The organism is Stenotrophomonas sp. 107298_Sma (assembly GCF_056480345.1).
This window is the reverse complement of record NZ_CM151094.1, coordinates 841,143-863,656: the sequence shown is the minus strand read 5'-3', so window position 1 is coordinate 863,656 and position 22,514 is coordinate 841,143. Positions and strand designations below refer to the sequence as shown.

Here is a 22,514-nt window from a genome sequence, read left to right as displayed (position 1 = left end):
TAAAACTTGCCTTCCCTTAGACGGCGAAGGCGGACCGAGGTTCCCGGCCCGCCATTCGCGTAACCGGCGGCGCTATGCAACCGCCGGTACTGCAGGCTTACTCGATGATCTTCGAGACCACGCCGGCGCCGACGGTACGGCCGCCTTCGCGGATGGCGAAGCGCAGGCCTTCGTCCATTGCCACCGGGTTGATCAGGGTGACGACCATCTTGACGTTGTCACCCGGCATCACCATTTCGACGCCTTCCGGCAGCTGGGCTGCACCGGTGATGTCGGTGGTGCGGAAGTAGAACTGCGGACGGTAGCCGTTGAAGAACGGGGTGTGACGGCCGCCCTCATCCTTCGACAGCACGTACACTTCGCCTTCGAACTTGGTGTGCGGCTTGATCGAACCCGGCTTGGCCAGAACCTGGCCACGCTCGACGTCGTCACGCTTGGTGCCGCGCAGCAGCAGGCCAGCGTTGTCGCCTGCCTGACCCTGGTCCAGCAGCTTGCGGAACATTTCAACGCCGGTCACGGTGGTCTTCTGCACCGGACGGATACCGACGATTTCGATTTCGTCGCCGACCTTGATGATGCCGCGCTCGATACGACCGGTCACCACGGTGCCGCGGCCCGAGATCGAGAACACGTCTTCCACCGGCATCAGGAACGGCTTGTCGATCGCACGCTCCGGCTCCGGAATCCAGCTGTCCAGGGCGTCGACCAGCTTCAGGATGGCCGGCACGCCGATGTCGCTCTGGTCGCCTTCCAGCGCCAGACGGGCCGAACCCGCGATGATCGGGGTGTCGTCGCCCGGGAAGTCGTACTTGCTCAGCAGCTCGCGCACTTCCATTTCGACCAGCTCGAGCAGCTCGGCGTCGTCGACCATGTCGGCCTTGTTCAGGAACACGACGATGTACGGCACGCCGACCTGACGCGACAGCAGGATGTGCTCGCGGGTCTGCGGCATCGGGCCGTCAGCGGCCGAGCAGACCAGGATCGCGCCGTCCATCTGGGCAGCACCGGTGATCATGTTCTTGACGTAGTCAGCGTGGCCCGGGCAATCGACGTGGGCGTAGTGACGCTTCTCGGATTCGTATTCGACGTGCGCGGTCGAGATCGTGATACCACGAGCCTTTTCTTCCGGCGCGGCGTCGATCGAGGAGTAGTCCTTGAACTCGCCACCGAAGCGCTCGGCACCGATCTTGGTCAGTGCGGCGGTCAGCGTGGTCTTGCCGTGGTCGACGTGACCGATGGTGCCGACATTGACGTGCGGCTTGGTGCGCTCGAACTTACCCTTGGCCATGGCTGCTTATCTCGAATTCGTCTGAGAGGTGGTGCTTAAGATGGTGCTCACGAAAGGAATCGAACCTTCGACCTCTTCCTTACCAAGGAAGTGCTCTACCGACTGAGCTACGTGAGCCGAGTTTTGCATTATGACATGAACTCGATAATATTCAAAGTTCATTCAATGGAGCGGGAGACGGGAATCGAACCCGCACCATCAGCTTGGAAGGCTGAGGTTCTACCATTGAACTACTCCCGCGCCGGGAATGTCACAACGTGAAACTGGTGGAGGGAGGTGGATTCGAACCACCGAAGGCGTAAGCCAGCAGATTTACAGTCTGCCCCCGTTGGCCGCTTGGGTATCCCTCCTTACCACCCCATTCCGTGCCGCCGAAGCGTTGCGGTGTGTGGTGGTGAGCCCGCAATTCTGGAGATGAAGCGGAGACCTGTCAACGCTTTTTTTCACTTTTTTTCACATGCGTCGCAAAGCCATTGATACGCAAGGCTATTGCGCGGGCACTGCCAGGGACTCGCTGGCGAAAATTGCGACATGGGGGATTCCGTCCGACCCGATCCAGCCGCGGTACATGCCCTGGGTGTTGAACGGCGCCGCCATTTTCCCGTCTGCGGCCAGCACGATGGCACCACCGTCGCCACCCATCTGCGGAATCGTTTCGTTGATCACGCCCTTGCCGGCCTGCTCCGGCGTCTGCCCCTGGTAGCGCATGCGCGCGCAGATCTCGTGCGCGGCCGCGGTACGGATGTAGTACTCGCCCCAACCGGTACCGGACACCGCACAGCGGGCATCGGCCCAGGTACCGGCACCAATGATCGGCGAGTCGCCGACACGGCCGTAGCGCTTGTTGGTCATGCCACCGGTGGAGGTGCCGGCGGCGAGATGGCCCTGCGCATCCAGCGCAACCGCGCCGACGGTACCAAAGTGCTTTGCGGTCTCCAGGTCAGCATGCGCCTGGCCGCTGGCCTCTTCCTTCAGTGCCCGCTGCAGCTGCTGCCAGCGCTTGTCGGTCCGGAAGTACGAGGGATCGACCAGGGTCATGCCCTGCTCCACCGCGAAGGACTCGGCGCCCTGCCCGACCATCATCACGTGCCGGGACTTCTGCATCACCGTCTGTGCCAGCAGGATCGGATTGCGCACCCGCTGCACGCCGGCCACCGCACCAGCGGCCTGGGTCGCGCCATCCATCACCGCCGCGTCCAGCTCGTTGTGGCCATCGTGGGTGAACACCGCGCCCTTGCCGGCGTTGAAGGTCGGATCGTCCTCCAGCACGGTGATCGCTGCGGTGACCGCTGCCAGCGCCGGACGGCCGGCGGCCAGCTCCGCATGCCCCTTCAACAGGGCCGCCCGCAGCGCGTCACGCGCAGCCTTTTCCTCGGCCGGCGACAGGTCCTTGCGCTCGACACCGGCGCCACCGTGGATGACCAGCAGCGGTGAGGTGGCCGGCGCGGCCTGGGCAAGCATGGGCAGGGACAACAGTGCGGACAGCGCCAGGCGCAGTTTCATCGGGTACGTCTCCAGCAGAACGAGGGAATGGATTGCAAGGTAGTGCCGGCCGCTGGCCGGCAAGGGGCGTATCAGGGAAGTGAGTTGCCGGCCAGCGGCCGGCACTACCGAAGCGTGAACTCAATCTCGCCGTCGCTGATGTCGGCCACCGCCTGATAGCCGGCCTCGGCCTGGAAGTCGTCCAGGCGCATGCGGCTGCCGCTGGCGACCACGGTCACCGGCACGGCGTGGAAGCGCAGCGGCTCGCCTTCGACCAGGCGATCGGCATCACGGCCGGGGCTGACCACCCAGACCTTGCCTTCGCCATCAGCGCTGTAGACCTGCGCCTGGCCATCCGGCTCCACGCACAGGGCGGTGTCTTCATCGACGCCGATGCCGACGATGTCCGGGTCGCCACTGTCCTGTACGGCGCGGGCGACGAACACGATCAGGCGGCCGAGGCGGTCGCGCTTGTCGAAGTGGGTATCGGTGACCACGCGCTGCAGATAGGGCATCTGCAGGAAGCCGCTGTCCATGGTCACCGCGCTGCCCTTCGGGTCGGCCAGCGCACCGGCGGAGGTGACGCTGCCGCCATCCATCGCGCCATAGGCATAGCCGCCCAGGATCGCCAGCCCGGCGCTGGTGCCGGCAATCGGCTTGCCGGCGCGCACGTGGGCATTGAGTGCGCGGTTGAGCGCGGTGCCTTTCCAGAAGCGGATGTAGCGCGACTGGTCGCCGCCGGCAATGAAGATGGCGTCGGCCGCAGCGACCACGCGCAGTACCGCCGGATCGTCGGCGCCACGGCGATTGTCGAAGACCAGGGTCTGCACGGCGGTGGTGCCGCCGATGTCCCGGTACAGGCGGTCCTGCAATTCATCGCTGCCCGACGCGCGCAGGATCAGCACACGGCCGTTGCCGGCCTGCTTCAGCCACCACTGGAAGGCCTCGGGCACCCACTCGCCGCCCCCCATCAGCATCATCGCTGGCGCGCGCGGACCAGGCCGGGGGGCTTCCAGATCACCGACTTCGTAATAGGCGAAACCGGGGCCCTGCAGGTCCTGCGCAGGCGCCGCCAGCGGCCAGGCCAGGGCCAGCAGCGCCAGCCAGGAAAAGGGGCCGTGCAGGGTTCTGTGGAGGCGTCGCATCTTGATCTCCCTGAACAAAATCGACTTGCAAGCGTTTTCACTCTTTGCCAGATAGGAACCCAGTAGTCAAGGACATAAAAAAGGCGTTAAATGCGCGCGCCCATTCCAGAAATCTGAATGGGGGACAGGGCCCCACCTCTGCGGGCCGGCTTCATTTCTGAGAATTCCTCATGCGTAGAAAGGCGATGGCGTGGTCGATCCAGCTGGCGTTGATGGGCGTGGCTGCTTCCGCGGCGGCCCAGGCTCCGGCTTCCTCTTCGGTTCAACAGCTGGACGCGGTGCAGGTCACCGGTTCGCGCATTCCGCGCGCCCAGGTTGAAGGCCCCGCCCCGATCACGGTGATCAGCGCCGAGCAGATCCGCTCCAGCGGCTTCACCACCGTGCCCGACGTACTGCGGTCGATGACCCAGAACGGCGGCGAGACGCAGAGCCAGCAGTCGTCCAGTGGCGCCGACTTCTCGCCGGGCGCCCAGCAGGTGGACCTGCGCGGCCTGGGCCCGAACCACACGCTGGTGCTGGTCAACGGCCGCCGCATCGCCGATTTCCCGATGCCGTTCAAGGGCCGCAGCAACTTCACCGACGTCTCCAACATCCCGCTGGGGATGATCGAACGCATCGAAGTGCTGACCGGCAGCGCCTCGGCCATCTACGGCTCGGATGCAATCGCCGGCGTGGTCAACTTCATCCTGAAGAAGAAGGCCGACGGCACCACCGTCGACATGCGCATGGGCACCACCAGCGAAGGCGGTGGCGAGTCGTTCGACGTGAGCATCGCCAGCGGCTTCAGCCACGGCAACTTCAATGCGGTGTACAGCGTTGAGCTGCAATCGCAGACCCCGCTGTGGGCCTACGAGCGCGACATCCAGGATTCGACCCAGGACGGCCCCACCGAAGGCTCGCGCATCGCCCGCCGCGCATATCTGCGCACCGACTACAACGACGACTACCTGGACCCGGGCGCGGCCACCTGCGAAGCGCTGGCCGGGCAGAACCAGGGCAGCACCTACCGTGCCTATCGGCCGAAGTACGGTTACTACTGCGGCAGCGACAGCTCGATCGGCTACGGCACCATCCTCAGCAAGCGCCGCGGCGCCAATGGCTACGCCTCGCTGAGCTACGACTTCGACAACGGCCAGCAGTGGTTCGCCGATGTGCAGCTGGGCTACCACACGATGTCGCTGATGCGCGACGTCACCAAGTGGGGCCGCATGGATGCCACTGGCGATGAGTCGGGCTACTTCAACAACCAGGCCACCGGCGAGGTCGAGTTCTGGCAGCGCCAGTTCTCGCCTGAAGAAATGGGCGGCCTGCGCAATGCGATGGTACGCAGCACGCAAAAGACCCTCAGCGTGACCACCGGCTTCAAGGGCAATCTGGCCGGCAACTGGGACTACGAAGCGGCCCTGAGCCACTCGCAGTACCAGTCGAGGATCAGCTGGGCGCAGATCATCGCCGCCAAGGCCAATGACCTGTTCCTGGGCCCGCAGCTGGGCGTGGACGATGACGGCTTCCCGATCTACAACGCCGACCCGTCACGCCTGTACCGGCCGCTGACCCGCGCCGAGTACGATTCGATCGCCGCACGCACCACCTACACCCCGAAGTCGCGCACCGAGACGGCTGCCTTCACTGTGACCAACTCCGCACTGTTCGGCCTGCCGGGCGGCGACGCTGGTTTCGCCGCGACCGTGGAAGTGGGCCAGCAGGCGTATTCGCTGAACCCCGATCCGCTGGCCACCCAGTACTACTACTACAGCTGGAAGGATTCGGACGGCAAGGGCTCACGCAACCGCTGGGCCACCGCCGCAGAGCTGCGCATGCCGCTGCACGAGACGGTCAACCTGAGCGTGGCCGGTCGCTACGACCAGTACCGCTATTCCGGCAACACCATCGGCAAGGCGACCTGGAGTGGCGGCCTGGAATGGCGCCCGATCGACACCCTGCTGGTGCGCGGTTCATACGGCACTGCCTTCCGCGCGCCGGACCTGCACTATGTATTCGCCGGCCCGGGCAATGACGAGACCAGCGCCGAGGACCTGTACAGCTGCCGCGCCGACGGCGCCACCGACTGTTCCGACTACGAGCGCAACCTGATCCGCAGCCGCACCGGCAACCGCCAGCTCGACCCGGAAACCAGCACCTCGTGGAGTGCGGGCCTGGTCTGGTCGCCGGCGATCGGCCTGGACCTGTCGCTGGACTGGTTCGACATCGACATGCGCAAGCAGGTGCAGGACATGGACGTGCGCACGATCCTGGCCAGCGAAGCGAACTGCCGCCTCGGCAGCGTCGACATCAATTCGCCGACCTGCGTGGACGCGCTCGACCGCATCACCCGCACCAGTGATGGCCGCCTGTACGGCGTGCGCGTCGCCCCGATCAACGTCGCCCGCGAATCGACCTCCGGCATCGACGTCGGCCTGCGCTACCGCCTGCAGACCGGCATCGGTGATTTCATCCTCAGCGGCACCCACACCTGGGTGAAGAAGCACGATTTCCAGCGCTACCCCGGTGATCCGATCCAGGACCAGTTCGCGGTCAACAGCAACTTCGACATCCCGCGCACCAAGACCAGCCTGAGCGTGACCTGGGAGAAGGCTGCATGGTCGGCCACGGTCTACGGTTCGCGCCTGGGCAAGCTGCCGACCTCGGACAGCTACGACCAGGTGTTCAAGTGGGACAGCGGTGACAGCCCGTACATCAAGGCGACCTACCGCTACAACGCGTCGCTGCAGTACCGCTTCGACGATCATTCGCGCCTGTCGCTGTCGGTGGTCAACGTGTTCAACAAGATGCCGCCGAAGGACGCCACGTACACGGCGTACCCGTACTACGACGTGTCCTGGTTCGACAGCATCGGCCGCACGATCAACCTGCAGTACACCCACAAGTTCGGCGGTAGCGCGCTGTAAGGCATGCCGCATTGCAGAACGTGGACGACAAGGCCCGCCATTGGCGGGCCTTGTTGTTTGGGAACCTGGCTCTGGTAGATGCCCACCTTGGTGGGCACTGATCTGCCACGCGCCCACCAAGGTGGGCGACTACCAGAGCGGGCCACGCGGGTTTTCCACACCGCACGTGGAAAGCGATGGGAACTTGGTGTGGACAAGTGGGCGCGATCCTTGTCTCACAGGCGTTTCCGGGCGTGGTGACTTTTTGTCCATGCCCTTCGACTGTTTTCCACACCGGACGTGGAGAGCGATGGGAACTTGGTGTGGACAAGTGGGCGCGAGCATTGCAGCGCAAGCGTTTCGAAGCGTGGTGAAATTTTGTCCACGGCCCGACTGCACTGATCGGGGTCGGAGCCCTTTCCCGTGGAAAGGGATCCGACCCACGGTTTTCCACATCCGGCGTGGAAAGCGATGGGAGTTTGCTGTGGACAAGTGCCGGCGAGCATCACACAGCAAGCGTTTCGCAACGTGGTGTTTTTTTGTCCATCTCCGGAAACGCGAACGCCCCGCACAAGGCGGGGCGTCCGGGGTCGATCCGATGCAGCTGGATCAGACGTTGAAGCGGAAGTGCAGGATGTCGCCTTCCTGCACACGGTATTCCTTGCCTTCCAGGCGCAGGCGACCAGCTTCCTTGGCACCGGCTTCGCCCTTGTACTTGATGAAGTCGTCATACGCGATGGTTTCGGCGCGGATGAAGCCCTTCTCGAAGTCGGTGTGAATGACCGCGGCAGCCTGCGGGGCGGTGGCACCCTTGCGCACGGTCCACGCGCGGACTTCCTTCACGCCAGCGGTGAAGTAGGTCTGCAGGCCGAGCAGGCTGTAGGCCGCGTTGATCACGCGGTTCAGGCCCGGCTCGCTCAGGCCCAGATCGGCCAGGAAGGTATCGCGGTCTTCGTCATCGAGCTGGGACAGCTCTTCTTCGATTGCGGCCGACACCGGCACCACCTGCGCGCCTTCGGCGGCGGCATGCGCGCGCACGGCGTCCAGGTGCGGGTTGTTCTCGAACCCGTCTTCCAGCACGTTGGCGATGTACATCACCGGCTTCAGGGTCAGCAGGAACAGGTCGCGCACCAGCGCCCTCTCTTCCTCGTCCAGGCCAACCGAACGGCCGGACTTGCCGTCCGACAGCGCCGCCTGCAGCTTGGCCAGCACCGGCTTGCGCGCCGCTGCGTCCTTGTCACCGCCCTTGGCCGCGCGCTCGGCACGGTTCAGCGCCTTCTCGACGCTGTCCAGGTCGGCCAGCGCCAGTTCGGTATCGATGGTTTCGATGTCCGAGATCGGGTCGACCTTGTTGTTGACGTGGATGACGTCGGCGTTCTCGAAGCAGCGCACCACGTGGGTGATCGCATCGACTTCGCGGATATGTGCCAGGAACTTGTTGCCCAGGCCTTCACCGCTGGCGGCACCGGCCACCAGGCCGGCGATGTCGACGAACTCGACCGCGGTCGGGATGACCTTCTGCGGGTTGATGATCGCTGCCAGCTCGTTCAGGCGCGGATCCGGCACCGGCACGATGCCGACGTTCGGCTCGATGGTGCAGAACGGGAAGTTCGCCGCGGCGATACCCGCCTTGGTCAGCGCATTGAACAGGGTCGACTTGCCGACGTTGGGCAGGCCGACGATGCCGCATTTGATACCCATGGGTGACAGCTCTCTGGGGTGAAAGTGATTGGTGAAACAGCGCGCGCGCTGCTTGGCCAATCCATCTCGGTGTTCAACATCTGCCAACCAAGGTTGGCAACTACCGGGGCCGATTGATGCCCGTTGCCGACCACCGGCCGGTACCCACCGGTTATTTCGGAGTGTGCAGGCGCTTCATCGCTTCGCTGAAATCGCCCTGCACCGCCAGCGGCAGCACGTCGATCGCATCGTCGATGGCGCGCGAAATCAGTACTTCATCGTCCTTGGAAGGGCGTCCCAGCACCCAGCCCACCACGCGGTCCTTGTGGCCGGGATGGCCGATGCCCACGCGCAGGCGGTGGAACTTGCCGTGGCCGAGCAGGCGGATGGTGTCGCGCAGGCCGTTCTGGCCGCCGTGGCCGCCGTCGAACTTCAACCGCGCCACGCCGGGCGCCAGGTCCAGTTCGTCGTGTGCCAGCAGGGTTTCTTCCGGCTCGATCTTCCAGAACCGCTGTGCGGCGGTGACCGACTTGCCACTGAGGTTCATGAAGGTGGCAGGCTTGAGCAGCCACACCGTCTGCCCGGCGATCTCGACCTTGGCGGTCTCACCGAACAGCTTGCTGTCCACATTCCATCGTGCACCGGCTTTTTCCGCCAGAGCCTCAACGAAATGAAACCCGGCATTGTGCCGGGTCCGGGCGTGCTCCGATCCGGGGTTGCCCAGACCGACGATCAGTCGCAATCCTGCCATCGTTCCATCCAGATACGGCGCCTGCCCCGAAGGACAGGCGCCGCGGGGTATTACTCGGCCGCTGCTTCTTCAGCGTCGGCAGCATCCTGCTTGCCGTGCTTGGCAGTGACGATGGCGTCGTCGTGGTCCTTGCCCAGCGCCAGCGCCGGGATTTCCACGCCCTTCGGCAGCTTGATGTTGGACAGGTACACCACGTCGCCAGCGTTCAGGTCGGCCAGGTCGACTTCAATCGACTCCGGCAGGTCCTTCGGCAGGCAGCTGATGGTCACTTCCTTCAGTTCGTGGGCGACCACGACGTCGGCAGCCTTGCCAGCCGGCGAGGTGTCTTCGTTGATGAAGTGCAGCGGAACCGAAGCGGTCAGCTTCTCGTTCTCGTTCACGCGCAGGAAGTCCAGGTGCATGATCAGCTGCTTGTACGGATGGCGCTGCATGTCACGCAGCAGCACCTTCTGCACCTGGCCGTCCAGGTTCAGGTCCAGGATCGAGGCATAGAACCACTCGTTCTGCTGGGCCAGCCAGATTTCGTTGTGGTCCAGGCTGATGGCGACCGGCTCGGCGTTGCCGCCGTACACGATCGCCGGGATCACACCAGCGTGACGCAGGCGGCGGCTCGCACCCTTACGCTGCAGTTCACGCTTGGTGACCTTGATTTCATGGGTCTTCGACATTTTCGACTACTCAGGTTGTTGCCTTGCCTTGCGGCTTGGCGGTTGAAGGCGCTTCCGCGACCAGAAGCGCCCGGTGTGTCCCTGCCGTTGCCGGCGGGGACGAAAAATCAGTCGACGTACAGCGAGCTGACCGACTCACCGAAGGCGATGCGGCGCATCGTCTCGGCCAGCATTTCCGCCACGCTCAGCTGGCGGATCTTGCTGCACACCCGCGCTGCGTCCTTCAGCGGGATGGTGTCGGTCACCACCAGCTCGTCGAGCTGGGAATTGGTGATGTTGTCCACCGCCGGGCCCGACAGCACCGCGTGGGTGCAGTATGCGGCGACCTTGAGCGCACCGCGCGCCTTCAGGGCAGCGGCAGCGGCGCACAGGGTGCCGGCGGTATCGACGATGTCATCGACCATCACGCAGGTCTTGCCTTCGACGTCACCGATGATGTTCATCACGGTGGAGACGTTGGCGCGCGGGCGGCGCTTGTCGATGATCGCCAGGTCGGCGTCATCCAGACGCTTGGCCACCGCACGGGCGCGGACCACGCCACCCACGTCCGGCGACACCACGATCAGGTTCTCGGTGCCGTAGGCGCGCCAGATGTCGGCCAGCAGCAGCGGGGACGCATACACGTTGTCCACCGGGATATCGAAGAAGCCCTGGATCTGGTCGGCGTGCAGGTCAACGGTCAGCACGCGATCAGCGCCAGCGGTGCTGAACATCTTTGCGGCCAGCTTGGCGGTGATCGGCACGCGCGAGGAACGCATGCGGCGATCCTGGCGCGAGTAGCCGAAGTACGGCACCACGGCGGTCACGCTGGCCACCGATGCGCGCTTCAGCGCGTCGATCAGCACCAGCAGTTCCATCAGGTTTTCCGCGCTCGGCGCACAGGTCGGCTGGATCACGAACACGTCCTGTTTGCGGACGTTCTCTTCGATTTCCACCTGCACTTCACCATCGGAGAAGTGCGAGACCAGCGCCTTGCCCGGGCGTACTCCCAGTTCCTTGCAGATGTTCTGCGCCAGACGTTTGTTGGCGTTGCCGGAAAAGACCAGCAGGTTCGGGGACTCTTGCATCATGATTGTCTCGGGCGGGGACGAGTGGCGGGGATCCGGTAGCGGCAAGGACCGCTTCGGCCCCTGCTGCTTACAACACCGCGGTTGTTTCCACGTCCCGCGCGGTCGATGCGCTGGATGGCGCGGACACAGCCGCATTGGCAGGGGCGGGAGGATTCGAACCTCCGAATGCCAGGATCAAAACCTGGTGCCTTGGGCCTCTTGGCGACGCCCCTGCATTGATGAATCAGTGTTGCTCGAGTGCATCCAGCAGTGGCGAACGTGCAACGCCCGCGGCCACCCTTGCCCGCAACTCCTTCGGCAACTCCGCTCGCCCCTGCTCTGCGGCAGCCTGCGAATCGAACTCGACGAAACAACCACTTCCGGACCCGGTCAAACGTGCCCTGCCAATACCGCTCAACGCGGCAAGCACCGCCTCTACGGCAGGCTCGCGGCGGCGCAGCACCGGCTCGAACACGTTCCCGACCAGAGCGCCGGAAGCGAAGTCGTCTATTTTCGCCTGTGGGCAGTCGCGCGTCAAATCCGGATCAGCAAACAGCGCCGGGGTGGGGACATGAACCCCAGGTTCGGCGATGACATACCAGGCCGGCGCCAGCGTGATCGGCTGCAAGCGCTCACCGACCCCTTCGGCCCAGGCATTGTGGCCACGCACGAATACCGGCACGTCGGCACCCAGGCGCAGCCCCAGCGCGGCCAGCGCGTCTTCGTCCAGACCGGCCTGCCACAGCCGGTTCAGTACCACCAGCACGGTGGCGGCATCGGACGAACCGCCGCCGAAACCACCACCCGCAGAAACATGTTTTTCAACGATTATGTCCACACCTTGCGCGACATTCACCACATCTTTAAGCAGGCGTGCGGCACGTACTGCCAGATCATCGGCCTCGGAAACGCCGGCCAGGCCTTCGCCTTCACGGCGAACCTGGCCGTCTTCACGCAGGCGCAGGCCAATGCGATCCCCCCAGTCCAGCAGGCGGAACACAGTCTGCAGCTCGTGGTAACCGTCGGCACGACGGCCGATGATGTGCAGGAACAGGTTCAGCTTGGCCGGGGCCGGCCACCAGGACCAGCCCGCATCGTCGACTGCCCCGCTCATGGCGCGCCCTGCCCCCACTGGTCCACCAGCAGGCGCACCTTGGCATCGCCATTGCTGGCCTCGATCCGGCGCGGCAGCGCCGGGCGCCCGGCCTCGGCGGGGTACCATTCCAGGTACTGCACCTGCCAGCCCATCTGCTGCATGCGGCGCGGCCGGCCTTCACCGTCGCGCTCGACCTTCTCCGGACCGGCAGCATCGCCGGCCACCAGGCCACGGATCCACTCCGGCAGCTGGTTGACCGGAATGTCCCAGCCGGTCGCCTCGAGCAGCAGCTGCTGGGCGTCCTCACCGTCACGGGTGCCACCGGCCAGCCCTTCCAGGCGGCCGGCCTCGGAATGGGTATCGCCGGTCAGCTTCCAGCTCTGCCGGGTCACCGGCGCGCTCAATTCGACCACATAGCGGCGGCCGTCCTGCTTCCAGTCGATGCGGCCACTGCCGCCATCCTTGCCCTTGCTGACCGCGACCCGGCCCTGGAAGGCCCAGTCCGGCTGCGCATGCAGTGCGGCCACGCGCACGGTCTCGGCCTGCGCAGCTTCAGCCGACACCGTCTCGACTACGGCAGGCGCCGGGGTCTTCTGCGTGCCCACGGTGGTGCAGGCGGTGACCGCCACGGTCGCGACCGCCAGCAGCAGCGGCCGGATCAGGGAAACACTCATGGATTGAATTTCTCGCGGGCGCGCAGCAGCGCGCGGTTTTCAGGGTCGAGCTTGGCCGCCTCTTCGAAGAAATGGCGGGCCTCATCGTGCTTGCCCAGCACCCACAGCACTTCGCCGACATGGGAAGCGATCTCCGGGTCCTTGGCCAGGGTCCAGGCACGGCGCAGCTGCACCAGCGCCTCTTCCTTGCGGCCCAGGCGATACAGCACCCAGCCGTAGCTGTCGACGATGGCCGCGTTGTCCGGCTCGGCGACGCGGGCGCGGTCGATCAGCTCCAACGCTTCCTGCAGGCGACCGGTACGGTCGGCCAGGGTGTAGCCGAGCGCGTTGAGGGCCGGCACGTTTTCCGGGTCGGTCACCAGGATCTTGCGCAGGTCGGCCTCGGCACGCGGGATATCGTCACGGCGCTCCCAGGTGAGCGCACGGGCGTACAGCAGGCCGTTGTCATCCGGGTACGCTGCCAGACCGCGGGCCAGCGCATCCAGTTCACCGGCACTGTCGTCGGCGCGCTGGCGCAGCTCGGCTTCCAGCAGGTAGGCGTCGCGGCGCACGTCGTCGTCGACCACCGCATCTGACTGGATCGCATGCACTTCATCCAGCGCCAGCGGCAGGCGCCCGGCCAGGGCCTGGGCGTTGGCCGCGCGCAGGCGCGCTTCGCTCAGCTCATCGCCACCGGGCACGCTGTGGTACCACTGCACCGCCTCGGGATAACGCTTCAGGTACTCGGCGATCTTGCCCAGCAGCAGGCGCTGCGCCGGGTCCGGCTTGGCCGCCTGCCGCGACAGTTCGTTGTACAGGTTGGACAGCGCGGCTTTGTCGCCCTGCTTGGCCAGCAGCGAAGCGCGCATGCCCCAGGTCTGCACGTCCTGCGGCCCGAACGCCAGCACACGCTCGGCGGCCGACGGCTGGCCAAGGCTGTCGTAGGCGATGGCCACCGCGTTACGCAGTTCAGGGTCCTGGCGGGTTTTCGGTTCGACGTCCTGCAGCAGCGACAGCGCCTTGCCGGTCTCGCCAGCCTGCTGCAGCTGGCTGGCGCGCAGCAGCGCCACGCGCGGCTCCTCGGGGAAGCGCTTGACCACTTCATCGATCATGCGCCGCGCCAGCTCGGGCTTGTCCATGCGCAGGGCGAGACGACCGAACTCCTGCCAGGCCTCGATCTTCGACGGAATGGCGTTGGCGTCGACCAGCTCGCCCAGCACCTGCGCCGGCACCGCCGGGTCGCGGCCGCCACCGATCAAGGCCGCCAGGGCGAACTTCCAGCCACGCTCGTCAGGGTCGGCCAGCAGCGCCTGCAGTTCGCTGCGGGCCGCCTTCACGTCGCCCTGGCGCATGGCCAGCGCGCCGGCGGCGCTGCGCATGGTCAGCGAGCGCGGCGCCCGCTGTTGCCACAGGGCCAAGCCCTTGGCCGCGCTGGCATCATCGTTGGCAAGCATGGAAATACGGGTCGCACGCTCGGCCAGGCCGGCGTCGCCGTCGGTCTGCTGGGCGGCCTGCAGGTACCAGCGCGCAGCCTCGGCCAGCTTGCCGGCCTGCAGCGCGAATTCACCGGCCATCACCGGTTCCAGCGCCAGTTCCTCAGTGGCCGGGGCCCGCACGGGGGCCTTGGCCGGCACCGCCGCCAGGGCCTGGCCGCAGGCCAGGGACAGCAGCAGAACACTGGGGATGCGAATCAATGCGGGCATCGTCGGCATCGGGGCCTTAAAATGTCGTCCAATGGCCAGCAGCTTATCGCAAGCAACTGAACAATGACCCTGTGGGTGCTCGGACTGAATCACCAGACCGCACCGGTGGAACTGCGCGAACGCGCGGCCTTCGCCGGTGAGGCGTTGCCGCGCGCGCTCGGTTCGCTGCGCGATACCCCGCAGATCGCCGAGGCGGTGCTGCTGTCTACCTGCAACCGCACCGAGCTGTACGCGGTGGCCGACTCGGCACAGGCGCTGGACCAATGGCTGCACACCCAGGCCGGCGACCTGCAGGGCTACCTGTACCAACATGCCGATGCCGAAGCGGTACGCCACCTGTTCCGGGTCGCCACCGGGCTGGACTCGATGGTACTGGGCGAACCGCAGATCCTCGGACAGGTGAAGGATGCCTGGTCGACCGCGCGCGATCATGGCCTGCTTGGCCAGCGCCTGGATCGGTTGTTCCAGCAGACCTTCTCGGTGGCCAAGCGCGCACGCACCGACACCCAGGTGGGCGCCAACCCCGTATCTGTGGCATCGGCCGCAGTGCGACTGGCGCAGAACGCGTTCGCGCGCCTGGACGATTCCACCGTGCTGCTGGTCGGCGCCGGCGAGACCATCGAGCTGGCTGCACGCCACCTGAGTGAAGGCAAGGTGCGGCGGCTGCTGATCGCCAACCGTACCCTCGCCCATGCGCAGGAGCTGGCCAGCCGCCACGGCGGTGTGGCCCTGCCGCTGACCGAACTGGACCGCCACCTGAGCGAGGCCGACGTGGTGTTCTCGGCCACTGCCGCACGCGAGCCGGTGATCCATCGCGAGATGGTGGCCAAGGCGCTGCGCACGCGCCGGCACAAGCCGATGCTGCTGTTCGACCTGGCCGTGCCGCGCGACATCGAAGCCGAGGTCGCCACGCTCAACGATGCCTTCCTGTACACCGTGGACGATCTCGAGCGGGCGGTGGAAGACAACCGCCGTGGCCGCCGCGAGGCCGCCGCCGAGGCCGAGGCGATCATCGACCTGCAGGTGTCGCGCTTCGTCGAGACCCAGCAGGCCAGCGCCCACCAGGCGCCATTGCGGCAGCTGCGCGCGTTCGGCGAGGCCACCCGCACCGAACTGCTGGAGCGCGCGCGCCAGCAGCTGGCCAACGGCAAGCCGGCTGACGAAGTGCTGGAACTGCTCGCCCATGGCCTGACCAACCGCCTGCTGCATCCGCCGACCGCTGCGCTGCGCGCGGCCGCGCTGAGTGGCGACGCCGACCTGACCCGCGCCGCCGAGCGCCTGTTCCCGGCCACGCCGGGTTACCGCCACCCACCCGTGAGACCCGATGACGCCGACCCTGCGCCGTAAGCTGGAAGCGCTGGCCGAGCGCCGCGAAGAACTGGAACGCCTGCTCGCCGAACCCGATGTGGTCGCCGACAACACCCGTTTCCGCGACCTTTCGCGCGAATTCGCCCAACTTGAGCCGATCGCCACCGCCCTCGCCGATGAAGCCCGTGCCAAGGCCGACCTGGCCGCGGCCGAAGGCATGCGTGCCGACCCCGACCTGCGCGAGCTGGCCGACGAAGAGATCGCCGACGCCCAAGCCCGCCTGCAGGAGCTGGAACAGGAACTGGCACTGCTGCTGGTGCCGCGCGACCCACGCGACGAAGGCAACCTGTTCCTGGAAGTGCGTGCCGGTACCGGTGGCGACGAAGCAGCAATCTTCGCCGGCGACCTGTTCCGCATGTACGCCCGCTATGCCGAACGCCAGGGCTGGAAGGTCGAGATCGAATCGGACAACCCCGGCGAACATGGCGGCTACAAGGAAGTGGTGGCGCGCGTGGTCGGCCGTGGCGCGTTCTCGCGCCTGAAGTTCGAATCGGGCACGCATCGCGTGCAGCGTGTACCGGCCACTGAATCGCAGGGCCGCATCCACACCTCGGCGGCGACCGTGGCGATCATTCCCGAGGCCGATGAAGTCGATGACATCGTCATCAATCCGGCGGACCTGAGGGTGGATACGTTCCGCTCGTCCGGCGCCGGTGGCCAGCACGTCAACAAGACCGAGTCGGCCATCCGCATCACCCACGTGCCAACCGGCGTGGTGGTGGAATGCCAGACCGAACGCAGCCAACACGCCAACCGCGACAAGGCGATGAAACGCCTGAAGGCGCAGCTGCTGGACGCCGAGCGCCAGCGCCAGGATGCGGCACAGGCCGAGTCGCGGCGCCTGCAGGTCGGCAGTGGCGACCGCAGCCAGCGCATCCGTACCTACAACTTCCCGCAGGGCCGGATCACCGACCACCGCGTGGAAGGCCTGACCCTGTATGACCTGCCGAACATCCTCGCCGGCGATCTCGATCCGCTGCTGCAGCGGCTCAGCCACGAACACCAGGTCGACGCCCTGGCCCAGCTGTCGGCGAGCTGAGCACGATGACGGCCTGGCAGCAGCGGCAACAACTGCAACAGGCGATCGCTCGCCAGCCCGGCGACTTTGTCGCCTGGGTGATGCTGGCCGACCTTGAACTGGAAGCCGGCGACATCGCTGCTGGCGAACAGGCCGCGCGCCGTGCGTTGCAGCTGCGTCCGAACCATCCCGAAGCGCTGGCGCGATTGGGCCGCGTGGCGTGGATGGCCGGCGCACATACCGACGCCGCGACGCTGCTCGGCCAAGCCTCGGCGCTGGCACCGCAGCATCCAGGCATCGCGCTGTGGCTGGGCCACGCGCTGGAAGATGCCGATGATGCCGAGGGCGCATCGGCCGCCTATCGGCGCGCGCACACCCTGATGCCGGCCGAGCCCTACATCGCCGCCCAGCGGCTGGCCTGGCAGCGCCGCCTGTGCGACTGGCAGGACGTGGACGCGCTGGCTGCACAGGTGCGCGGTGCGTTGGCCTCCGGACAGGGTGTTGTCGAACCGTTCGCCTTCCTCAGCGAGGACGCCAGCGCCGCCGAACAGCTGGCCTGTGCGCGTGCACGTGCTGCGGTGGTTGCTTCGGGGGTGCGTCCCCTTCCTGCCGTAAAGGCGCGCGGGCACGGCCCCTTGCGCGTCGGTTTCCTTTCCAATGGTTTTGGCGCCCATCCCACCGGGCTGCTGACTGTAGCCCTGTTGGAGCAACTGCGCCTTGACCCGACGCTGCAACTGCATCTGTTCGCACTGAACCGCGACGACGGCAGCCGCATCCGCCAGCGCCTGCAGGCGGCGACGCATCTGCACGACGTGGCCGGCCTGCGCCATGCCGACATCGCCACCCGCATCCGCGCGCAGGGCATCGACCTGTTGTTCGACCTGCGCGGTTGGGGCGGCGGCGGTGCGCCGGAAGTGCTGGCGATGCGTCCTGCCCCGCTGCAGCTGAACTGGCTGGCCTACCCCGGCACATCGGGTGCGCCGTGGATGGATGCGGTGATTGGCGATGACTTCGCGCTACCACCATCGCTGGAACCGCATTACAGCGAACGCGTGCTGCGCCTGCCGCGTGCGTTCCAGCCCTCGGACAACACGCGTGCGCTGGAAGCCGCGCCGACGCGTGCGGACTGCGGCCTGCCCGAGCACGGCGTGGTGTTCTGCTGCTTCAACAACAGCTACAAGCTCAATCCGCGCAGCATGGGCCGCGCCTTCGCCGTGCTGCAGGCGGTACCCGGCAGCGTGCTGTGGCTGCTGTCCGGGCCCGGTCAGGCCGATGCCCGCCTGCGCAGCACCGCACAGGCCGCTGGCCTGGACCCGGCACGCCTGGTGTTCATGGCCAAGCTGCCGCATCCGCAGTACCTTGCACGTTATCAGCTGGCCGATCTGTTCCTGGACACCAACCCGTACAACGCGCACACCACAGCATCGGACGCACTATGGGCCGGCTGCCCGGTGCTGACCTGCCCCGGCGAGACCTTCGCCTCGCGCGTGGCCGGCAGCCTCAACCACCATCTGGGGCTGGCACGGATGAATGTCGCCGACGATGCAGCGTTCATCACTACCGCCAGCACGCTGGGCAATGACCCGGCGGCACTGGCGGCGTTGCGCGCAGAACTGGGACAGGCACGCGAAGGCAGCGGCCTGTTCGACATGGCCGGATTTGCCCACGACCTTTCAGCGCTGCTGCAGCGGCTGGCCGGCGAGCATGGGTGGCAGGGCCTCGACATCGCCTGAGCGATCCCTGCGCTACGCTCGGGCTTCCTCCCCGCAGGGTGTGACGATGGCCAAGCTCAAGCGCAAGGAATACGACGAACTGCTGCAGCCACTGCAGCTGGAGCTGACCGCGATGGCGCGCTGGGTGCAGCACAGCGGGCAGCGCCTGCTGGTGCTGTTCGAAGGCCGCGACACCGCAGGCAAGGGCGGCGCGATCCAGGCCATCAGCCAGCACCTCAACCCACGCCAGTGCCGGGTGGTGGCGCTGCCCAAGCCTACCGACCGCGAAGCCACGCAGTGGTACTTCCAGCGTTATGCCTCGCATCTTCCGGCGGCCGGCGAGATCGTGCTGATGGATCGCAGCTGGTACAACCGCGCCGGCGTCGAACGAGTGATGGGGTATTGCAGCGAGGCCGAGTACCAGCAGTTCCTGCGCCAGTCGCCGGTGTTCGAACAACTGCTGGTGGATGACGGCATCCTGCTGTTCAAGTACTGGCTGTGCGTGGATCAGGAGCAGCAGGAGAAGCGCTTCGCCGAGCGCCATGTCGATCCACTGAAGGGCTGGAAGCTGTCACCGGTGGATCTGAAATCACGCAGCAAGTACAGCGCGTACACCGAAGCGCGCGAGGCGATGCTGCGTGCCACCCATCGCGCGGATGCGCCGTGGACGCTGGTGGATTTCAACGACCAGCGGCTGGGGCGGCTGACCCTGGTACGCAACCTGCTCGACCGGTTGCCGGACACCCGGGTGGATGCACCGTTGCCGGAGCTGCCGAAGCTGAAGGGCAAGCTGCATCGCGAGCACTACGATGTACTGAAGCCGATCGAGGACTTCCCGGTCGAAGATTAGGGTGGGTCGGCAGGGCCTGCGGCCCTGCACCTGCTACGAACCAAGGCAACAGCAACAGCCGAAGCAGAAGCGGGTTACCTGTGGGTAGGCGGGGCGGTGTCGGAGTGCGGGGTGTCAGCCGCATGGATGCGGCTGCCAAGCCTACATGGACGTACTTGCGGCGTCCCCGCACTCCGACACCGCCCCGCCACCACACGGAAATCGCGCTTTGGCTGCTGCTGTTGCCGTTGCTTGAATGTTTCGGCGAGTGCAGGGCGCAGCCCTGCCGATACCCAACCTACTTGGCCGCCGCGATCTGCTCTTCGATGTCGGCGGCGGTCACCGGGCCAAGGAAGGTGTGGGCCAGCTTGCCCTGCGGATCCAGCAGATGCGTCAACGGCAGGCCTCGCGGCGTGGCGAAGTCCGCCGGCGGATCGAACGGATCCACGATCACGATCGGATAGGTCACCGGATGCTTGGTCAGGAACGACTGCATCTCCGGCACTTCGATGTCCTCGTAGGCCAGACCAACCACTTCGATGTTGCTGCGCATCGCATGCAACGCCGACAGCTCCGGCATCTCCTTGCGGCACGGTGCACACCAGGTCGCCCAGAAGTTCACCACCACCCACTTGCCACGATGCGCGGCCAGATCGTAATCACTGCCGTCCACCGCCTTCATCTTCAACGTCGGGAACTCGGCGGTGATGCGCTCGGCCGGGGTCTCATCCACTGGCGCCGGCGTGGTCGGCGTTGGTGCCTGTGCCGGCGGCTGGCTGCTGGCCGGGGTCGGCTCCTGCGCCGGCTTGCAGGCCGACAGCGCCAGCAGCAGGGCCAGCGGGAGCATCAGCGGCAACGAGGTCTTGCGGGTCATGGTGCGTCTCCAGAATCGGTGTAGATGTCGCTGACCTTGCGCTTGAGGCGCTCGCGCAGGGGCAGTCGCAGGTCGTCCAGGGCCGCCAGTGCGGCGCGGCCCAGGGTGTCGTCGCGGTACGGCAGGTGCTGCTCGGCCACTGGAATGCGCAGCTGGGTGCATTCGTACAGGTCAGACAGGCTGACCTGCTCCAGATCGCGCGCGAGCAGCCATTCACCGCGCTCATCACGGCGCAGCAGGCCGATTTCCTGCAGGTTGCAGGCCAGGTCCTGCAGCAGCGAATCGGTCAGCATCGGCTCCAGCCGCAGGATCTCGTCGTCGGCCAGGCCTTTGCCCTTCGCGCGTGCATGGTGGAAGCGTCCCAGCAGGCGCAGCAGGCCGTAGAACTCGTAGCCCTGCGGCAGGCGCAGCTCGACCGGCTGGTACCGGAACGCTGCCATCGACGAGGACAACGACGCGCCCAGCAGCACCGCCACCCAGCACAGATAGATCCACAGCAGCAGGATCGGTACGAAGGCCACCGTGCCATAGAGCTTCTGGTACGACTGGAAGCTGCCCAGGTAAGCACCAATGCCCCACTTCACCAGTTCCAGGATGACTGCGGCGAGGATCGCACCGGGCACCGCATGCCGCCATTTGACCGTGTGGTGCGGCACCACCCGGAACATCAGCGTGATGCAGACGAATTCGATCAGGATCGGCGCCAGCCGCAGCGCCAGGTCGGCCAGCCAGCGGCCCTCCTGGGTCCCGAACAATGGCATCGCAAAGACCCGCGCCGACACTGCCAGCGAGGCGGCGGCGAGCATCGCGCCCAAGGTCAGTACGGTCCAGTAGACCAGGAAGCGGGTCAGCTTGGGCCGGGTCGAGCCCACGCGCCAGATCTGGTTGAAGGTCTCTTCAACACTGTTGAGGGTGATCAGCAGCGACACCACCAGCGCGATGAAGCCGGCCGCGGTGAGCTGGCCGGCACTGGCCGAGAACTGCCGCAGGTAGCCCTCGGCGGCGCGCGCGGCGTTGGGCACGAAGTTGGAGAAGACGTAATCGCTGAGCTGGTCGCTCCAGCGGTCGAAGACGGGGAAGGCCGAGAGCACGCCGAACACCACGATCGCCAGCGGCACCAGCGCGAACACCGTGGTGTAGGCCAGCGCCGCCGCTGCCTGGAACAGGCGGTCGTCGAGGAAGCGATGCCACAGGAAGCGGCCGAAGCTGATGGCGCGTGCGCGATCCCGCGCGCGCTCCATCCACAGGTTGAGCGTATCCAAAGGTTCCATCGGCGAAAGGGTACCCGATGCGGAATGGTCGCAGGATAGCCATACTGGTGGCCACACGACGAGGAGAAGTGGTCACGATGGGCGAGATTCTGGTGCTGTACTACAGCCGGGGCGGTTCAGTGGCACGGCTGGCGCGCCAGATCGCGCGGGGCATCGGCGAGGTTCCGGGCATGGCAGCGCGGCTGCGCACGGTGCCGCCGGTGGCCGCCGTCACCCAGACCGCGCAGCCGCCGGTACCCGACGATGGCGCGCCCTACGTTAGCGTTCAGGACCTGGTCGAATGCCAGGGCCTGCTGCTGGGCAGCCCGACCCGCTTCGGCAACATGGCCGCGCCGGTGAAGCACTTCCTGGATGGGCTGGGCGCCGAATGGGTCAACGGCACTCTGTCCGGCAAGCCGGCCGGCGTGTTCACCTCCACCGCCTCGATGCATGGTGGCCAGGAATCGACCCTGCTGTCGATGCAGGTACCGCTGCTGCACCACGGCTGCGTGATCGTCGGCATCCCGTTCACCGAGCCGGCGCTGAGCCATACCACCAGTGGTGGCACGCCCTATGGCGCCAGCCATGTGGCCGGCGCGGCCGATGACCCGCAGCCGACCGACGACGAGGCCGTTCTGGCCCGCGCGCTGGGACGCCGCGTGGCTGACATCGCACAGCGGTTGGCCCGATGAACCGCCCGCCGCGCACGGTCCTGCTGCTGGCCCTGATGGGGCTGGCGGCGCTGTTCGCCGGCTGGTTCATCAATGACAAGCACTGGCTGGCCACCCAGCTGGTGTTCACCGCACCGCCGCTGGCACTGGCCGTGGCGCTGCGCCTGGGCTGGCGCAAGGCTGGCTTCTGGGCCTCGGTGCTGGCGCTGGGCTGGTTCAGCCATGGCGTGATGAGCGCCTGGAGCCACCCGCAGACGCGCTGGCTGGCGCTGATCGAGATCGCGCTGGCGCTGCTGGTGATCTTCAGCGCCAGCCTGCCCGGGCTGCGCGCCCGCTTCGGCAAGCGACGCTGACGCTGCGGCCGCCGGGCCGTATCATCTATGTTCCTG

19 protein-coding genes and 4 tRNA genes are annotated in these 22,514 nt (G+C 66.5%); 7 read left to right on the top strand and 16 right to left on the bottom strand.

Annotated elements, in window-relative coordinates:
• Positions 1-97: 97 nt before the first annotated feature.
• The 6 genes from tuf to ACZK2G_RS03930 form a co-directional block, all read right to left on the bottom strand.
• Positions 98-1,288: an elongation factor Tu gene (gene tuf / locus ACZK2G_RS03955; protein ID WP_012510154.1), complete on the bottom strand. Its 1,191-nt coding sequence runs from the start codon at positions 1,286-1,288 to the stop codon at positions 98-100.
• A gap of 41 nt (positions 1,289-1,329) precedes the next feature.
• Positions 1,330-1,405: transfer RNA gene (locus tag ACZK2G_RS03950), tRNA-Thr, on the bottom strand.
• A 49-nt stretch (positions 1,406-1,454) separates the two neighbouring features.
• A tRNA-Gly gene (locus ACZK2G_RS03945) sits at positions 1,455-1,528 on the bottom strand.
• 24 nt (positions 1,529-1,552) lie between these two features.
• Positions 1,553-1,638, bottom strand: a tRNA-Tyr gene (locus tag ACZK2G_RS03940).
• A 136-nt stretch (positions 1,639-1,774) separates the two neighbouring features.
• Entirely contained in the window at positions 1,775-2,791 is a 1,017-nt protein-coding gene (locus ACZK2G_RS03935) for an isoaspartyl peptidase/L-asparaginase family protein (RefSeq protein WP_046983096.1), read from the bottom strand.
• 104 nt (positions 2,792-2,895) lie between these two features.
• On the bottom strand, positions 2,896-3,915 hold the full coding sequence (locus ACZK2G_RS03930) for a cyanophycinase (protein WP_337302147.1): 1,020 nt from the start codon (positions 3,913-3,915) through the stop codon (positions 2,896-2,898).
• A 170-nt stretch (positions 3,916-4,085) separates the two neighbouring features.
• Between ACZK2G_RS03930 and ACZK2G_RS03925 the strand changes: the two genes are divergently transcribed.
• On the top strand, positions 4,086-6,824 hold the full coding sequence (locus ACZK2G_RS03925) for a TonB-dependent receptor plug domain-containing protein (RefSeq protein ID WP_478474742.1): 2,739 nt from the start codon (positions 4,086-4,088) through the stop codon (positions 6,822-6,824).
• A 588-nt stretch (positions 6,825-7,412) separates the two neighbouring features.
• On the opposite strand, the gene ychF is transcribed toward ACZK2G_RS03925, so the two are convergent.
• The 8 genes from ychF to ACZK2G_RS03885 all read right to left on the bottom strand — a co-directional run bounded on the left by ychF (position 7,413) and on the right by ACZK2G_RS03885 (position 14,403).
• A complete protein-coding gene (gene ychF / locus ACZK2G_RS03920; RefSeq protein ID WP_046983098.1) occupies positions 7,413-8,504 on the bottom strand; it encodes a redox-regulated ATPase YchF in 1,092 nt (363 codons plus the stop codon).
• Positions 8,505-8,655: 151 nt separating this feature from the next.
• Complete coding sequence (gene pth / locus ACZK2G_RS03915; RefSeq protein WP_004144977.1) at positions 8,656-9,234, bottom strand: aminoacyl-tRNA hydrolase; 579 nt, start codon at positions 9,232-9,234, stop codon at positions 8,656-8,658.
• A 50-nt stretch (positions 9,235-9,284) separates the two neighbouring features.
• Positions 9,285-9,902, bottom strand: a complete 618-nt coding sequence (locus ACZK2G_RS03910) for a 50S ribosomal protein L25/general stress protein Ctc (RefSeq protein WP_046983099.1) — start codon at positions 9,900-9,902, stop codon at positions 9,285-9,287.
• Positions 9,903-10,009: 107 nt separating this feature from the next.
• The gene (locus ACZK2G_RS03905; RefSeq protein WP_005415400.1) at positions 10,010-10,969 is read right to left on the bottom strand and encodes a ribose-phosphate diphosphokinase; all 960 of its coding nucleotides are present in this window, start codon (positions 10,967-10,969) and stop codon (positions 10,010-10,012) included.
• A 138-nt stretch (positions 10,970-11,107) separates the two neighbouring features.
• Positions 11,108-11,184, bottom strand: a tRNA-Gln gene (locus ACZK2G_RS03900).
• A gap of 11 nt (positions 11,185-11,195) precedes the next feature.
• The gene (ispE, locus tag ACZK2G_RS03895; RefSeq protein ID WP_478474741.1) at positions 11,196-12,065 is read right to left on the bottom strand and encodes a 4-(cytidine 5'-diphospho)-2-C-methyl-D-erythritol kinase; all 870 of its coding nucleotides are present in this window, start codon (positions 12,063-12,065) and stop codon (positions 11,196-11,198) included.
• Positions 12,062-12,721, bottom strand: a complete 660-nt coding sequence (gene lolB / locus ACZK2G_RS03890) for a lipoprotein insertase outer membrane protein LolB (RefSeq protein ID WP_046983101.1) — start codon at positions 12,719-12,721, stop codon at positions 12,062-12,064. Before lolB ends, ispE begins: the two co-directional genes overlap by 4 nt.
• Entirely contained in the window at positions 12,718-14,403 is a 1,686-nt protein-coding gene (locus tag ACZK2G_RS03885; RefSeq protein ID WP_253079247.1) for a tetratricopeptide repeat protein, read from the bottom strand. Before ACZK2G_RS03885 ends, lolB begins: the two co-directional genes overlap by 4 nt.
• A 63-nt stretch (positions 14,404-14,466) precedes the next feature.
• Here ACZK2G_RS03885 and hemA point away from each other — a divergent pair, with 63 nt between their 5' ends.
• The 4 genes from hemA to ppk2 are packed head-to-tail and all read left to right on the top strand — an operon-like array spanning position 14,467 to position 19,351.
• Positions 14,467-15,750 (top strand): glutamyl-tRNA reductase, encoded by a 1,284-nt coding sequence (gene hemA, locus ACZK2G_RS03880; RefSeq protein ID WP_046983103.1) that lies wholly within the window; start codon positions 14,467-14,469, stop codon positions 15,748-15,750.
• A complete protein-coding gene (gene prfA, locus ACZK2G_RS03875) occupies positions 15,728-16,810 on the top strand; it encodes a peptide chain release factor 1 (RefSeq protein WP_046983104.1) in 1,083 nt (360 codons plus the stop codon). Before hemA ends, prfA begins: the two co-directional genes overlap by 23 nt.
• 5 nt (positions 16,811-16,815) lie before the next feature.
• Positions 16,816-18,522, top strand: coding sequence for an O-linked N-acetylglucosamine transferase, SPINDLY family protein (locus tag ACZK2G_RS03870; protein ID WP_478474739.1), 1,707 nt, complete (start codon positions 16,816-16,818; stop codon positions 18,520-18,522).
• A 46-nt stretch (positions 18,523-18,568) separates the two neighbouring features.
• Positions 18,569-19,351, top strand: a complete 783-nt coding sequence (ppk2, locus tag ACZK2G_RS03865) for a polyphosphate kinase 2 (protein WP_478474738.1) — start codon at positions 18,569-18,571, stop codon at positions 19,349-19,351.
• A gap of 277 nt (positions 19,352-19,628) precedes the next feature.
• Here ppk2 and ACZK2G_RS03860 read toward each other — a convergent pair whose 3' ends face one another.
• A complete protein-coding gene (locus tag ACZK2G_RS03860) occupies positions 19,629-20,204 on the bottom strand; it encodes a TlpA family protein disulfide reductase (protein ID WP_295380478.1) in 576 nt (191 codons plus the stop codon).
• The gene (locus ACZK2G_RS03855; RefSeq protein WP_046985223.1) at positions 20,201-21,475 is read right to left on the bottom strand and encodes a YihY family inner membrane protein; all 1,275 of its coding nucleotides are present in this window, start codon (positions 21,473-21,475) and stop codon (positions 20,201-20,203) included. Before ACZK2G_RS03855 ends, ACZK2G_RS03860 begins: the two co-directional genes overlap by 4 nt.
• Positions 21,476-21,552: 77 nt before the next feature.
• On the opposite strand from ACZK2G_RS03855, the gene wrbA reads away from it, so the two are divergent.
• A complete protein-coding gene (wrbA, locus tag ACZK2G_RS03850) occupies positions 21,553-22,146 on the top strand; it encodes an NAD(P)H:quinone oxidoreductase (RefSeq protein WP_046985222.1) in 594 nt (197 codons plus the stop codon).
• Positions 22,143-22,478, top strand: coding sequence for a DUF2069 domain-containing protein (locus ACZK2G_RS03845; protein ID WP_046985221.1), 336 nt, complete (start codon positions 22,143-22,145; stop codon positions 22,476-22,478). The genes wrbA and ACZK2G_RS03845 overlap by 4 nt, the downstream gene beginning before the upstream one ends.
• The last annotated feature ends 36 nt before the right edge of the window (positions 22,479-22,514 follow it).